The sequence below is a fragment of the Rhodonellum sp. genome (genome assembly GCF_030656585.1).
In the GTDB taxonomy this organism is placed as follows: domain Bacteria; phylum Bacteroidota; class Bacteroidia; order Cytophagales; family Cyclobacteriaceae; genus Rhodonellum; species Rhodonellum psychrophilum.
This window is the reverse complement of the sequence record NZ_JAUSPP010000031.1, coordinates 306,501-322,452: the sequence shown is the minus strand read 5'-3', so window position 1 is coordinate 322,452 and position 15,952 is coordinate 306,501. Positions and strand designations below refer to the sequence as shown.

General features: G+C 43.8%; 10 protein-coding genes and 1 pseudogene. 7 read left to right on the top strand and 4 right to left on the bottom strand.

What is annotated here, in order from left to right; all coding sequences use genetic code 11:
- Positions 1–131: 131 nt before the first annotated feature.
- The 6 genes and pseudogenes from Q7J63_RS08285 to Q7J63_RS08260 all read left to right on the top strand — a co-directional run.
- Positions 132–2,204, top strand: a complete 2,073-nt coding sequence (locus Q7J63_RS08285; RefSeq protein WP_304885343.1) for an alpha-L-fucosidase — start codon at positions 132–134, stop codon at positions 2,202–2,204.
- 238 nt (positions 2,205–2,442) lie between these two features.
- Complete coding sequence (locus Q7J63_RS08280; protein WP_304885341.1) at positions 2,443–2,997, top strand: gluconate 2-dehydrogenase subunit 3 family protein; 555 nt, start codon at positions 2,443–2,445, stop codon at positions 2,995–2,997.
- On the top strand, positions 2,990–4,699 hold the full coding sequence (locus Q7J63_RS08275; protein WP_304885339.1) for a GMC oxidoreductase: 1,710 nt from the start codon (positions 2,990–2,992) through the stop codon (positions 4,697–4,699). The genes Q7J63_RS08280 and Q7J63_RS08275 overlap by 8 nt, the downstream gene beginning before the upstream one ends.
- Positions 4,700–4,865: 166 nt before the next feature.
- On the top strand, positions 4,866–7,331 hold the full coding sequence (locus Q7J63_RS08270; RefSeq protein WP_304885337.1) for a Plug domain-containing protein: 2,466 nt from the start codon (positions 4,866–4,868) through the stop codon (positions 7,329–7,331).
- A 27-nt stretch (positions 7,332–7,358) separates the two neighbouring features.
- Positions 7,359–8,597: a carboxypeptidase-like regulatory domain-containing protein gene (locus Q7J63_RS08265; RefSeq protein ID WP_304885335.1), complete on the top strand. Its 1,239-nt coding sequence runs from the start codon at positions 7,359–7,361 to the stop codon at positions 8,595–8,597.
- Between the two features lie 299 nt (positions 8,598–8,896).
- Positions 8,897–9,122, top strand: a pseudogene (locus Q7J63_RS08260) (GMC oxidoreductase); the annotation flags it as partial.
- Between the two features lie 148 nt (positions 9,123–9,270).
- Here the strand turns inward: Q7J63_RS08260 and Q7J63_RS08255 are convergent.
- Together Q7J63_RS08255 and Q7J63_RS08250 are read right to left on the bottom strand one after the other, a co-directional pair.
- Complete coding sequence (locus tag Q7J63_RS08255) at positions 9,271–11,598, bottom strand: M1 family metallopeptidase (RefSeq protein WP_304885333.1); 2,328 nt, start codon at positions 11,596–11,598, stop codon at positions 9,271–9,273.
- A 191-nt stretch (positions 11,599–11,789) separates the two neighbouring features.
- Positions 11,790–12,371: a HupE/UreJ family protein gene (locus tag Q7J63_RS08250; protein WP_019596109.1), complete on the bottom strand. Its 582-nt coding sequence runs from the start codon at positions 12,369–12,371 to the stop codon at positions 11,790–11,792.
- Positions 12,372–12,464: 93 nt separating this feature from the next.
- On the opposite strand from Q7J63_RS08250, the gene Q7J63_RS08245 reads away from it, so the two are divergent.
- Positions 12,465–12,953 (top strand): DUF6702 family protein, encoded by a 489-nt coding sequence (locus Q7J63_RS08245; protein WP_019596110.1) that lies wholly within the window; start codon positions 12,465–12,467, stop codon positions 12,951–12,953.
- A gap of 288 nt (positions 12,954–13,241) precedes the next feature.
- On the opposite strand, the gene Q7J63_RS08240 is transcribed toward Q7J63_RS08245, so the two are convergent.
- Positions 13,242–14,954, bottom strand: a complete 1,713-nt coding sequence (locus Q7J63_RS08240) for a glycoside hydrolase family 43 protein (protein ID WP_304885330.1) — start codon at positions 14,952–14,954, stop codon at positions 13,242–13,244.
- 66 nt (positions 14,955–15,020) lie between these two features.
- Entirely contained in the window at positions 15,021–15,863 is an 843-nt protein-coding gene (locus tag Q7J63_RS08235; protein WP_304885328.1) for a sialate O-acetylesterase, read from the bottom strand.
- Between the last annotated feature and the right edge of the window lie 89 nt (positions 15,864–15,952).

Genomic DNA, 15,952 nt, shown 5'->3' with positions numbered 1-15,952 from the left:
CTTGAATCAGGCTTTTGACTGTATTATTTTGACCATTTCCGACCAAATCTTATCCAAGCGCAGCCCTGTCATCTTTATCATTTCTGCAAGAGGGGAATTTTCGTTAATATGGTCTCGCAATCCCATCATGCATGAAAAAGAATTTACTCATCCTACTCCTTTTTGTGGCCTGTCAGAGTCCAAAAACAGATGCTCCCGCAGCAGTTGAACCCATTCCCACGGCCCGGCAACTGGCTTGGCAGGAGCTGGAATTTTATGGATTTGTCCATTTCAACATGAACACTTTTTCGGACATGGAATGGGGAATGGGAGACGAAAGTCCTTCCCAATTCAACCCAACTGCCTTGGATACCCGACAGTGGGCCAAGACGGTCAAGGATGCGGGAATGAAGGGAATCATCATTACGGCCAAACACCATGATGGATTCTGTCTTTGGCCTTCGGCCTATACGGATCATTCCGTTAAAAACTCACCTTGGCGGGAAGGAAAGGGAGATTTGATCCGGGAACTGGCGGATGCATGTGCCGAATATGGATTGAAAATGGGGATTTATTATTCCCCATGGGACCGCAATCATGCGGACTATGGAAAGCCGGAATACATCGACTACATGAGAAATCAACTGACGGAATTGTTGACCCACTACGGCGATGTTTTCGAGGTCTGGTTTGACGGGGCAAACGGTGGGACAGGATATTATGGTGGTGCCAATGAAGAAAGAAGGGTGGATAAAAAGTCCTATTATGACTGGGAAAACACTTTTGGATTGGTCCGGGAACTCCAGCCAGAGGCGGTGATCTTCGGGGATGCCGGACCCGATGTACGCTGGGTGGGAAATGAGGAAGGCATCGCCTACGAAACCACCTGGTCCAACTTGATGCGGGATTCCGTCTATGCGGGAATGCCTGAATACTCCGAAAAATACGCTTCCGGGCAGGAAAATGGCTCGCACTGGGTGCCTGCAGAATCGGATGTCTCCATCCGGCCGGGTTGGTATTACCATGAATATGAGGACCACAAAGTGAAGTCACTACCCGCTTTGCTGGACATTTATTACAACAGTATCGGAAAAAACAGCTCCTTGCTGATCAATTTTCCCGTCGACAGAAGAGGCTTGATCCATGAGCGGGATGTGGAACAAATCCTGAAGTTATCCACAAAGATAAAAGAGGATTTTGCAATTGATTTGGCCCAAAATGCAGAAATATCGACCAGCAATGCCCGTGGAAAAGGATTTGAAGGCAAGCAGGTTTTGAATTCAGAAAAAGATACCTATTGGGCTTCCGAAGATGGGGTTTTGGAAAACACAATCACCTTGGCCTTCGAAAAACCGATCACCTTTAATCGCTTTGTGGTCCAGGAATATATTCCTTTGGGACAAAGGGTAAAGACATTTTCCCTAGAAATCGAAACGGAAACCGGCTGGAAGGAAATTGCAAAAGGCACTACGATTGGATTCAAAAGAATCTTGAGGTTGGATGATTTTACCACTGGTAAAATCCGTTTGGTGATCCAAGACGCCAAGGCCAGTCCAACGATTTCTTCCATAGGCATTTTCAATGCACCAAAATTGGTGGTCGAGCCCAATCTCCTCAGAGATAAATCCGGAAATATCAACCTACTTGTCCCGGAGAAAGGTGTGGATATCTTTTACACACTTGATGGGACAGCACCAGATAAAAGCAGTCATCGTTTTGAAAAAAGTTTCCAAATCAAAGAACCCACCATTTTAAAAATGATCTCCATAGACCCCAAAACAGGGAAAAGCAGCGAGATGGTGCAAGAAAATCTGGACATTGCCAAAGCCAACTGGAAAGTTATCCACATGGATGAAAAGGCACAAAACCTTATCGACGAGGACCAAAATACTTTCTGGACAAGCACGGGGAATGAGGCGGTGATCGACTTGGGCGCAGTGATCCAAATCCAGGGTTTTGCCTACTTGCCTCCCCAAAATCGGTACATGTCGGGGGTCATTCAAGAATACCTTTTTGAAGGGAGCCTCGATGGAAAAAGATGGTCAACGCTCAGTAAGGGGGAATTTTCCAATATCGCCAACAACCCGATCAAACAAGAAGTCAGCTTCAATCCTGTGTCGGTGAAGTTCATCAAGTTGAAGGCCATTAAGACCAGCGATGGGAAAAATGCTGCCTTTGCGGAGCTTGGTGTTATTTCAAGAAAAAATCAGGGCGATAATTTATAAATGCAGTCATCGCTTTCTGATTTTTTTTCATACGGAATGTTGAAAGGTCTGAACATCAACTAAAACCAGAGAAAGGCTTCTTCGGCTTCCCATAAACATCCTCAAAAAGCAGGATTCTGAAAGGTCGTACGCATTGTTTTGATTCTTAAAAATCCCCCGATTTGACAAATGGTTATGAATTTTTCCTAAAACGTTTTACCTTTTGTTTCCAATTCACTTCAACCCTAATGACCAAACCATGAAAAGAAGAGACGCTCTCAGGAGTCTTGCGCTGATCACCGGTGGCCTTGTGTTGGTGCCGGCATGTGATTTCAGCAAAGACGACATCCTCAGCGCTTATAAAAACCTCAACGTCACCACCTCTCAACAAAAATTACTGGCGCAGATCGCCGACACCATCATCCCGGCAGGATATATCAAAGGTGCTTCGGACCTTGCCGTTCAGGACTTTATCCTCGTGATGGTCAATGATTGTGTAGATTCCGAAGGCCAAAAATCATTTTCGGATGGACTTTCCGCTTTTGATGCATTCAGCAAAAAAACAGGGGGAAAGGTGTTTGACAAACTGGAGGTGCCCCAAAGAGAGCAGGTTTTGAAAACAGTACTGGCCTCGGAAGGCGAGGAAGATAAAACCATCCGTGCATTCCTGAATACGACCAAAAGATTTACCATCCAGGGTTTTATGATGTCTGAATACATCATGACCAACGTGAAGCCCTATTCCCTAATCCCCGGAGATTACAATGGAGAAGTCCTGATCGCCGACCTTAAATCAGAAAAAATCAATGGCTAATTTAAATATAGACGCGGCAAAAGAAAGAACCTTTGAAGCCATCGTCATCGGCTCAGGAATCAGTGGGAGTTGGGCGGCCAAAGAATTGTGTGACAAAGGCGTGAAAACCCTAGTGATCGAGCGTGGCCGAGATGTCAAGCATCTCAAAGATTATCCCACCACCAATCTGCTTCCTTTCGAGTTTGAGCACAGAGGTCAGATCACCCAGCAAGAACAAAAGGAAAATCCCATAGTCAGCAAATGTTATAATTTCAGAGAAGATTCCAAGCACTTTTTCGTGAAGGACAAAGAGCATCCCTACATTCAGGAAAAGCCATTCGACTGGATCCGTGGCTATCAAGTCGGAGGGAAATCCCTGCTTTGGGCCAGACAGGTCCAGCGGATCTCCGATTTTGATTTTGAAGGTCCAGCTAGGGACGGCTTTGCAGTGGATTGGCCTATCCGATACAAGGATCTGGCACCCTGGTACAGCCATGTGGAAAAATTTGCCGGTGTTTCGGGCAACAAAGATGGCTTGGCAAGTCTTCCGGATGGGGAGTTTTTGCCGGCTTACAAGCTGAATGTTGTCGAAAAGTATTTTCAGGATCAATTGAAGAAAAACTACGGCAACGACCGCCACATGATCGTGGCCAGATGTGCCCACATTTCAGGAAATGCCGAGAATTTCAAAGACCAAGGCAGAGCCCAGTGCCAAAATCGAAACCTTTGTCAGCGGGGTTGTCCTTTTGGTGGATATTTCAGTGCGAACTCCTCCACACTACCTTGGGCCGAGCGAACCGGAAACATGACGATGCGTACCGATGCCGTGGTCCATTCCATTATTTATGATGAGAAAAAAGGTAAAGCAACCGGAGTCAGAATCGTGGATGCCGTTACCAAAGAAACAGAAGAATACTACGCGGATGTCATTTTCCTCAATGCTGCCGCAATCAATACCAACCTGATCCTCTTGAACTCCACTTCGAGTCGTTTTCCAAACGGACTTGGCAATGACAATGGCTTGTTAGGCAAATTTGTCGCTTTCCACAATTACCGAGCGGGAGTTTCCGCGGAGCATGAAGGCCATCAGGAATATACCACTTCGGGCGACAGGCCCACCAGTGGTTATTTTCCAAGGTTCCGGAATGTTGAAAAACAGGAAACGAATTTCCTCCGTGGCTATGCTGCAGGATTCAGCGCCTATCGTGGACCCTATGCCGATCAAAGTGGTATCGGGATGGAATTGAAGGAAAATCTGTTGAATGCGAACAATTATGGCCCTTGGAGAGTCGGTTCCCATATGATGGGCGAAACGATCCCAAAAGAAACGAATTATGTCGCCCTGGATCCAAATGAAAAAGACGCATGGGGAATCCCGCAATTGAGAATCAACATTGCCTATGATGACAATGATGAGAAAATGATCAAGGATTATCAGGAGCAAATGACCGAGATGTTCGAAAAGGCAGGTTTCATCAATATCAAAACCCGTGACGACAACCGGGCGCCGGGTTTGGATATCCACGAAATGGGAGGAGTCAGAATGGGGCATGATCCCAAAACATCCCTGCTCAACAAACACAACCAACTCCATGCCTGCACCAATGTCTACGTGACCGATGGTGCCTGCATGGCTTCCACCGCAACACAAAACCCCTCCCTGACCTATATGGCCTTGGCAGCGAGGGCGGCGGATCATGCCGTGAAGGAAATGAAAAAATAAGGATCTCCTTTTTGTCCTGAATTAAGAGATACTCAGCTAGCTTATGCATCTTGTGGGCCTATTTACAACCCACAAGATGTATTTTTTTAATGACATTTTTTTGAAGAAAACACCGTAAAAACTTATTCTTCCGTAGATTAGGAATGTAATTTCCATTTTCATGTCTATGCAAATTTCGTCAAAAAGTTTAGCGGCAATATTTTTTCTCCACCTCTTTGTTTTAACCCATTCATTTGGCCAGTCAGCGATTGAGAAATTGCCTGAGCTCATCCTGAACTACAATCAAGCCTTTCCTTGGGAGAAAGTTTATTTACATACAGACAAGCCCCAATACTATTCCAAGGACACCATTTGGATCAAGGCCTATGGAATTCTTGAAAAAGAAGAGAAGACAGCCAACACTTCTTCGGTTCCGCTATATGTGGAGCTTATTGATCCCAAATTCCAGAGAATAGCTGCTGAGATCACCATCAAAATGGATCAAGGCAATGGAAGGGGGGATTTGGTGATTACTGAAGACCTTACACCAGGACCCTATACCCTCCGCGCATATACCAATTACATGAAAAATTTTGGAGGGGAGGCGGTTTTTCACAAGGATATCTGGATAAGGGATTTTATACCTGGTCAAAGTCTTGGCTATACAGAGGGTTCAGATCTGCAATTGTCATTCTTTCCGGAAGGGGGAGTTTTGGTGGATGGAATCAAAAGCAAAATTGGGATAAAGGCTTCTGAGCCAGGAGCCAAAGGCATTGCTTCATTCGGGTATTTGTTCAACAGCAAAATGGATACTTTGCTTAGGTTCGAAACCAATCCTATGGGTGTTGGTAGTTTAAGTTTTGTTCCACAAATAAATGAAACATATGAAATCAGGGCAAAGACCAAAAAAGGTCCCTGGCAAAAGTTTCGGCTCGCTGCGATACAAGCGACAGGCTTTGTCATGGAAGTTGACCCTTTGAGCAATATAGAAAACATCAACATCACTATTCAACACAATTCAGGGGATACCCGAGACCTGTTTTTGATTGGAATGTCTAAGGGAGGATTGGTCTATCAAAAGCAAATGGATGCCAAACGGAATCAACAGGTTTCAATTCCAAAGGATGATTTTTTACCCGGTTTGGTTTCTTTTTATTTAATGGATACAGAGACCAATATTTTGGCCCAGCGGCTGGTCATGCTTCATCCCTTTTCCAATGGAATCGGGAATTTCCTAACAGATAAATCTAGTTATCAAACCAAAGACACTGTTGAATTGGAAGTTGAAATTACAGATGAGTTTGGGCGAGGATTACCGGGTGACTTTTCTGTTTCTGTATTGGATTCTTACCAAGTCATTTCTTCCTTAAAAGAAGATAATATTTTTACCAATTTTCACCTCAGTTCCGAAACCAGCAGTGAGATAGAAAACCCATTTCATTATTTTGATCCAGAAAACCCCCATTCAGCGCGTGATTTGGACGACCTGTTGCTGACTCAGCGATGGAGAAGATTTTCCTGGGAAAACCTGCGCTTGCTTGACAACCGGTCGGTTCATTATATTGAAGAAGGTTTGAGCTTATCCGGTAACCTCTCCGGCATGAAAAAAGACAACAGTCATCGACTGGCTCTCCTGATCAATCCATTTTCTGGAGAACCCATCTTCCATGAGGGTGACACGGATCCAGAAGGAAATTTCAGTTTCAGAGGCTTGGAATATTATGATTCGGTTGGGGTATTTTTACAGGCCTATATTCCCATAGAAAAAGGGAAAAATACATGGAAAGTCCTGAAAAAACATGAAGTGAACCTTTCGAAGGTTGAAAAACCTGTTCTTGAAAACAGGACTTTTGCGACGCTGCCGACTATTTTTTATTATACCGATGATGATGCTTATTTGGTGAAAGTAAAAAAAGTCAATGACATGCTGGATCAGATGAGAAAGTTCCGGGATATTGAGCTAGGGGAAGTGACAGTAACCGGTCGAAGAAGTAACTTGGTTCCCGACAAAAGAGCAGAATTCTATCAAAACAGTCCTTATACAAGTCTGGAAATAACTGAAGAAATGCATGCTTACCAAAACATATTCCATTTTTTGAAGACCAAGCTTGGCTATAAGGTAATTGGGGATGAATTCAGCCTCAGTCCTCCACCAATCCTGACATTGCGAAGCGGTTCATTAAACACGGGTGGTGTTAGGTTCATCATTGATGGCAAGCCCACCTTCAACAACCTGTTGGCTGCATCCTTGCCCTTACATCAGATTGAGCGAATCGACATCTTAAGGGGGCCCAATGTGCCTTCGATATACGGGGCGAACAGCGAGGGCGTGATCAATGTGCTTACCAAATCCGGGAACCCAAATCCAGACTTTTCCAAGCTGGCAATAACGGGGAATGCCACCATGGTTGCCAAAGGATATGTGCCTGTCCGTGATTTTTATATAGGACCGGATCCGGAAGTTCCTTTGGGCATGGACTACAGATCCACACTTTATTGGAATCCAGAAATCCGGACTGATGCAAATGGAAAAGCAAAAATTATATTCCAGTTGTCAGATGGTGATTCTGAGGTATGGGTTAGGTTAGAAGGGTTATCAGATGCAGGGGAACCGGTATTTGTCATGCATAAAATCAAAGTGGGAGAAAAATAAATGCGCCTGAAAATACCAAAAGCTTTAATGCTCAGCTTTTTCGCACTGTACTTTTTTGCAGCTGTAGGGCCTGTGCTTGCTCAATATTCCATTAAAGGCAGAATTATAGATGCTGAAAGTTTTAAGCCCCTGTCTTTTGCGACCGTATTTGTGAGCAATTCATCTTTTGGGGAAATTACAGACGAAGAGGGTTTATTTGAAATCCAAATTCCTGAGGGAGAGCACAACCTTGTCATCAGTTTTATGGGGTACGAGCCATTTAGTTATAGTCTGTCCACCAGATCACTCCGGGATTTTTATGAATTCCGCCTTTTGCAACAGCCAATTGATTTGGAAGAGCGTGAGGTAATGGGTCGCCGGGATGCAACTTGGCACAAAAATCTACAAATTTTTGAAAGGTATTTTTTGGGAAACAGCAGCAACGGCGTAAAATCCAAAATCCAGAACACAGAGGTATTGATCTTGGATGCGGAATCCAACAATTCTAAATTAAAAGTTACCGCTAGGGAAATCCTTGAGATAAAGAATCCCAATTTAGGTTTTCAAATTAAATATGTGTTGTTGGGTTTTGAGTACGACTTTTCTTCGCAGCAGGTCACCTATTCAGGTTATCCTTACTTTGTGGAGGCTGATATACCAAAACGTAGACTCAAGAAAGTTACGGATTTACGTGAGAAAGCATATTTGGGTAGCATCATGCACTTTGTCAGATCATTGTACCGGGGCAATTCCAGTGAGGAGGGTTTTGAAGTCCATTCCACAGAGAAAGCCTTGAATCCTAACTGGACAGCGCCGAAAAGTGATTCTAGCCAATTGTCCAGCGGAATCGAAAAAGTAATCGGACAAACCCCAATTCTTCCGGGTTATATTCCCCAATGGATCAACCTTCCAAAACAACCCATTCATGATCCAAAAGAATTGATACAGACCACCTCTGATGGCAAAATATTTATGACCTATGCAGCGCCCGTTTATGTGGTGTATCAGCACGAAGCCGAAGATCCTGAATTTCATCCTTATAGTCTGAGAAACATCAGCCCCCTTGTTAGGGATCTTGGTTTGTCCGGAAATGAAGAACTCCATGATCGGGGAAAATTTTCTCAGGTGAGTCTGTTGTACATGCGGGCAAAAGCTGTTCAATTATTTGTCAACGGCAGCTATTTTCATCCCTATGACATTTTTGTGGAAGGGTATATGGCTTGGGAAAAAATAGGGGATTTATTGCCCTTTGAATATGAGCCCTTGCCAAAAAAACAAAGACCCTGATCCGTTTATCAACCAGGATTTATATCCTCAGCATTCTTTATTTTCGGTTTATCCGCTTTATGGGATGAACAGCCGAAGTTAAACCTGAAATATGCATTGGGTTTCCTAATGGGATCGAAACTGCATGAAAACCAGGCGATTGGAAGACTAATTCCTAACACCAATAGGGTAAAGTCAAAAATAGGCAATCCCTAATTGAATATCGGGCAATTACAATCTTGAATGGGGTTCGCAATGCATAAAACGGGTTAAACCATGTACATTTCCTACTCCTTTGAAAAGTTGAACTTTTGTAGGCGCAAATGACCGAGAGGTTTGAAAAAGCCGGTTTTATCTATCAAAACCAGGGGCGATAACCGGGCGTCCAGATTGGGGATCCACGAAAAGGGAGGTGTCAGAATGGGGCATGATCCCAAAACATCCCTGCTCAACAAACACAACCAGCCCCATGCCTGCACCAATGTCTACGTGACCGATGACGCCTGTATGACTTCCATCGCTACACAAAATCTGTCCCTGACCTAGATGGTCTTGGCAGCCAGAGCAAAGGGTCATGCCGTGAAGGAAATAAAACAAGGCTGATCTTTATAAAACTGAGCAATAAAAAAACCCAAGGGGCTAAATCCTTGGGTTTTTTTATTGTTTCAATTAAACAAAGGGTATTTTATCGCTCTTATTTTTTCTGCGCTTTCTTCATCGGATTGTCACCGGTAGAAACTCCTCTGGCACCACCAGCGCCTTTGAAAAGCTCAAATCGGGTAGGTGTTGCCTGACTTGGCCAATAGTTGTTGGATTCGTCGATATCGGCTGTTTCTCTGAAGGGGTCCAAAACGATGTTTTTCACTTCCTTGGACTTTGCAAATACTTTGGTGACTTCGCTTTCATTCAATCTCCATATTTCGGCTGGAATTCTTTCGATTTCCGAAGTTCCATCCACATAGTTGAATTGGATGATCAAAGGCATGACCAAACCACCGACGTTGCTAAATTTCATTTCATAGAAATTCAAACCGGAGTTCAGCAAATCTTTTTCCTTTTGGTTCAATCTGGCCATAAAGTCCTTGTAGGCTTTCTCGTCCTCAGGAGTGACTGCGAATGGATTGTAGCTGTTGTAGAAATCCCTGGTAGCAGGATTTGCTTCCAATACGGTTTGTGGGATATCCTCTTTGTTGTAGGTTTTGCTGACATAAGATTCCTCTCTGTCAAATTCCTTTTTGGCATCGGCTTTCTTTTCTGCTGGCGTTCTGTTGTCCAGTTTGAACCAATTCACTTGGTCCAAAGAAATGTCAACCGGCTCAGCACCGTAAAACCAACCTCTCCAAAACCAATCCAAATCCACCCCGGAGGCATCCTCTATGGTTCTGAAGAAATCTTCAGGCGTTGGGTGTTTGAACATCCATCTGTTCGCATATTCTTTGAAAGCATAGTCAAACAGCTCACGACCCATAATGGTCTCTCTCAAGATATTGAGTGCAGTGGCAGGTTTTGCATACGCATTGGGACCAAACTGGATGATGTTTTCGGAATTGGTCATGATCGGCTCCAACAGGTGTTTTTCACTTGCCATGTAGGAAACAATTTTATGGGCGGCACCTCTTCTGGAAGGATAATCCCTGTCCCACTCTTGCTCAGCCAAAAACTGCATGAAGGTGTTCAAGCCTTCGTCCATCCAAGACCACTGTCTTTCGTCGGAGTTGACGATCATTGGGAAATAATTGTGACCGACTTCATGGATGATGACTGAAATCATGCCGTATTTCACGGCGTCGGAATAAGTACCATCGGCATCCGGACGACCATAATTGAAGCAGATCATCGGGTATTCCATTCCATTGGAAGCCTCCACAGAGATGGCAACCGGGTAAGGATAATCAAATGTCCTTGCTGAATAGGATTCTATCGTGTGGGCAACTACCCTTGTGGAATATTGCTCCCAAAGTGGATTGCCTTCTTTTCCGTAATAGGACATTGCCATGACGTCTTTGCCAGCTTGCTTGACGGCCATTGCATCCCAGATAAACTTTCTGGAAGAAGTCCATGCAAAATCCCTTACGTTTTCGGCATGGAAAATCCAGGTTTTCTTGTTCTTCGCCTTTCCTTTTTCCAATCTTTCTGCTTCCGCCTGGGTACGGATGACCACAGGTTTGTCATAGGTTTTTTGTGCCAGATTCCATCTGTCCAACTCGACTGCGCTAAGCACCTCCTCTGGATTTTGGAGTACACCGGTAGAGCCAACCATGTGGTCTGCAGGGACCGTGATTTTCACTTTGTAATCACCAAATGCCAAGGCAAATTCCCCTCTTCCGACGAATTGCTTGTGTTGCCAGCCTTCAAAGTCTGAGTAAACAGCCATTCTTGGGAACCACTCAGCCATGGTGTAGAGATAATTCCCGTCTTTTTCAAAGAACTCATATCCGGGACGGCCGCCGATAAAACTCATTCGGTCGTGGATATTGAAGCTCCAATCTACGGTAAACTCAAATTTCTCACCTGCTTTCAAAGGCTGAGGAAGGTCTACACGCATCATGGTTTTGTTGATGGTCACCGAAATATCATTTCCGCTCATGTCCTTGAGGGAATTGATTTTGTAACCCAAGTCCAGGTCATGCCATACAATGGACTCCAATTGTCTCATGGACATTCTTTGGCCGATTTGACTAGACGCAATTTTTGGAGTGTTGGAATCCTTGGCCCTTTCGTTTTGGTCCAACTGGATCCATAAATAGGTGAGGGCGTCCGGGGAGAAGTTGTGGTAGGTGATTTTTTGGGAGCCTTTGATGGACTGGTTGTCGTCGTTCAGTTCCACTTCGATTTCGTGATCGGCTTTTTGTTGCCAATACATGTGTCCAGGGGCTCCGGAGGCCGTTCTGTAGACGTTGGGAGACCTGAATGTGGTTCCCAATTGCTCAAAACGCTCTGCGTGGTTTTGGACACTTTTTTGAGCGAAAAGAGAAACGGAGGTCAATAATCCGATTCCAATCGCAGTAAGTAATCTTTTCATTCTTTTTAATTTAAAGTAAAATGTCCCTGATCCAATGAACCAAGGATTTCAAATATCGCTTAATTTATCAATCTTCAGAACTAAATATAGGACGAAGAAAACCTTTTTCCGGTAATTTTTCCAAAAGCGGTTGTTTTATGATTTCACTTTCTTGGAAAATGGTCTTTTTTTAAAAAAAACTCACATCCACTTTACCAATACTTGGTTTCAAGCATCATCATCACGGACATTCCCAACACAATTGCAGAGATGACCAAAGTCCATTCTTTGCGGTTGATGCCTACCAAGCCCACCAAAAGGGAGGAAGCCAGCAAAAACAGGGCGACGATGATGAGTTGCCCGACTTCCAAGCCTAGATTGAAGGCCAACAAGGGTTGAAAGATGGAGGATTCCCTGCCCAACAATGATTTCAGGTAATTGGAAAAGCCCAATCCATGGACCAATCCGAAGAAAAGTGCGAAGAAATAATTGATCTGGACGCCCCTTCCCGTACTTGCCTTTGGCTTGAAGATATTGACCAAGGCGGTGATCGCGATGGTAACGGGGATCAGAAACTCGATCAAGTTGCTGTTCACCTTGACCAAATTCAATGTGGCCAAGGCCAAAGTAACCGAATGCCCGATGGTGAATGCAGTGACCAGGATCAATATTTTTTTCCAATCCCTCCCGATGTAAATTGCACAAAGCGCAATGACAAAAAGAATATGATCGAAACCTGCCAAATCAAGAATATGTTTGATGCCTAACTGAAAGTACAGTTGAAACTGACCCATGCTTATTTTACGTTGAAATTTATGGCCGAAGTATTCTCCGGCGCGTTAGATAATTGTATAATTTTGCAAAAAAAGTAAAAATCATCCATATCCATGCTACATTATTATATTTTCTCACTCATTATAGGATTGAAGGTACTTTTGCATCCTTTCTATATCAGCCTCACGGATATCCGCTACAATGCACAGGGCCAAAACCTGGAAATCGCACAGAAGATTTTTTGGGATGATTTGGAAGTGGCCCTTTCGGAATCTTCCAACAGCAAGGTGGATTTTTTGAATCCCTCCAATCCGGAGAAACTGAATAAAATGGCAAGGGAATACCTGCTGGCTTCCAATGCGATCACTGTCAATGGGCAAAAGATAGAGTTGAGATACTTGGGATACGAGATTGAGGAAGATGCTGCTTGGTTTTATATGGAGACAGGCAAAATCCCTTTTCCCAAACAGGTCAGCATCAAAAACACGGTGCTGTTGAATCAGTTTGATGGACAACAGAACATCGTCAATTTTTACTTGGACAAAAAGCCCAAAAGTTTGATCCTTTATAAGGAAAATGAAACGGGAAACCTGGTTTTTTAACCCGTGTGATGCTCGAACACTTCAAATCTGAAATAGCCTTGAAATCAGTCGGTTGATTGCTGTTTCCGACTTCATCCTATCGGTAAAATGCATTCTTCTCCATATAGGCTCATTTTCTTGCAGTTTCAACCTCATTAGGAGACTTAGTGCATGTTTCGGGTATAAGATTTTTGGAAAAAAAGGATCGAATACACTGAATGGGTTTTCAATACATTCTCAATACAAAAAAGGCTACCCGATGAAGGTAGCCTTTTTGATTGTAAACATGAGAAGATCTGAAAGTCCCGGTTATTCTGGTACAGCGTCATTGGCTGTAGTGGCATACAATCCAATCATATTGCCCGTGAATCCTCCAGCCACATTGGTTGACAGGATGTCCCCCGACACCTCAAAATAGGTGAAATCCCCTTCTCCAATTGCATAACCAAATGCATAAGCATCTCCGGTTGCCTTTACCTGCAACCTGATCGGGCCTTTAGTTTCAATTTTTGCGCTTCCGATGATTTGTGATTCTCCTTTTTCGGTTCTTTGAAGGAGAATGAAATCTTCATTCCCTTTTTTGGTGATTCCAAAGACATAATTGAACTTCTCACTCTGAACCGTGGTGATTCCGGCCAGTTCTTTTTCGGAAGCAGGCTTGAATTCGATGGCGGTAGTAAAGGCAAAGTTTTTGTGCTGCTGTCTGTAGAATAAAGTGGAAGTTGGTTTGACCTCCTTGATATTGACAGCAAATGGGTTGATTTGAAGTCCTTTTTTGTTGAAGGAAATAAAATCTTCCCTCGGGCCACGCAAGCCGATCCATCTAAAATCAAGTTTTTCGGCATCGAATCTTTCCGTGTAGGTGAAATTGCCATTTGGAAAAAATCCATCTGAACCGGTTTTGTTCTCAGTGATGCCCGCCGGCATTTTCAATTTTGGCTCCATAGGGATCAATCCGTTTTCGAACACCGGAAATTCACCCGACCAATCTACCGGAAGAATAAAGGTCTCTCTACCCGTATTCACCCTATTTTTGTCATTTGGTCTTATGCCCAAGAACACACCGTAGTATTTGTCATCTGGTCCAAGGACCAAATCGGCATGACCAGCCCAATCCACTTTATTGCTTCTGTTGTTTCCAAAATATTTCTGTGTCAAGATTGGATTGGAAGGTGCCGGGATAAAAGGTCCCGTGGGGCTGTCACTTTTGAAGATCACTTCACTGTGATTTCCACCGGTACCCCCTTCTGCGCACATCAGGAAATATTTCCCATCCTTTTTGTAAATGTGCGGGGCTTCTATCCAAATCGGATTCTTTGAGGGGTCCACGCCACCATCTACAATGATCTTATCTGTGCCTGCCACTACTTGGTCATTCTCGAGATCATATTCCCAAATTTTGATGACGCGGTGACCTTCGTATCTTTCTTCTCCTCTATTTGGCGCATCGTTGTGCACCACATAGGCTTTGCCATTGTCATCAAAAAACAATCCTGGATCGATGCCATCAAACTTGAGTTTAATGGGGTCACTCCAGCCTTGCATCGGATCTTTTGTCTTGACCACGATATTGCCAAAACCTCCGGCAAACTGGGTGGTGATCATATAAAAGGTGTCATTGTATGGGTTGTACTTAATGTCAGGGGCATAAATCCCCATGCTTATTCCCGTATCCTGAACCTTCAATTGGGATTTTCGATCCAGAACATGACCTATTTGCTTCCAATTCACCAGATCCTTGGAATGGAAAATCGGCACCCCGGGAAACATGGCAAAAGAGGAAACCACCATGTAATAATCGTCTCCTTTTCTGGTAATCGCCGGGTCAGGATAACATCCTTGGAGAATGGGATTGTAAAATTCATTTTCCTTAAGTGGGTTGTCGATGTAAACTTGGTCTTTTCCCTCATATACCACTTCTGTGAAAATAGGAGGATTGTTTTTTTTCTTTTGGCCATACCCGTCTGATACGGAAATGAAAGCCAAAAGGAAAGCCAAAATAACTGCTGGTTTTCTTTTCATTTTGCTGGTTTTATCTGTTTGATTATGAATTTTTTATGATTAAAATTATTGGTTAGAAGGCCACTATCAATCCTGTAACAAAGACAACATTTTCATGCCATACCTTCTGCCCAACTCCCGGTAGCCCGCTGCCGAGAAATGGAGCCCATCCTCCAAGGCCTCGCAGTCGGTGGAGGAAATCACATACGCTTGTGGAATCACTGTGGGCAATGTTTGAATAATGGCATTCATGCTGGCACACTTTCCACCCTGATCGGCACTGACCATTTCACCTGCCAAGAGGGGAAGGGAATTGGGAGCCAAACCCAGATCCGCTAGAATAGTATCATAAACGCCCTTGGTTTTTTTTGGCCAGTTTTCATCTCCTGTGTTGGATTCCCCTTGATGGAGCAATATTCCTTTGATCATGCCGTCTTTTTGGGCGATTTTGGCCAATTCGATTAATCTCGCATAGGGATCTCCATCATATTCCTTGACCATATTCTGTAGCCAATCAGGTGAAGACTGTACATAGTATTCAAAATTTCCTTTTTCAAAAAGTTCGATCTTTGCTCCTCCAACGGAGACATTGATGATCCCGATTTTAATATTTTCAGGGAGATGTTCTGTCAACGTCCTTCCGAAATAATCTGCAGGACCAAGTCCGGTATGGCATCTGGTCAAAGGTGCCGTTGCCGGATACCATTGGCCTTTTTTTCTGTTCAGGTTGTCGCAGTCTATGGCTTGCAAAACCTTGAATCGATCATCCTCAATGGTGTCCTGATCTTCAAATTTGGCCGCACCTTCCATATTGGATTGTCCAAAACTCAGGAAGATGTAAAAGTTTTCATCCTGTTGGGCGAAAGCCGATAGGCCAATGTTGAAGAGTAAAAAAGCCAAGAGGAATGGCTTGAGGTGGTTTGATTTCATAATGTTGTTCATTTAGGAATGCTTGAAGCGATAAATTTTCCTTCGCACGCTTATTCTTTATTCTCCAATTTTTTACTTGCCTTGCCGCC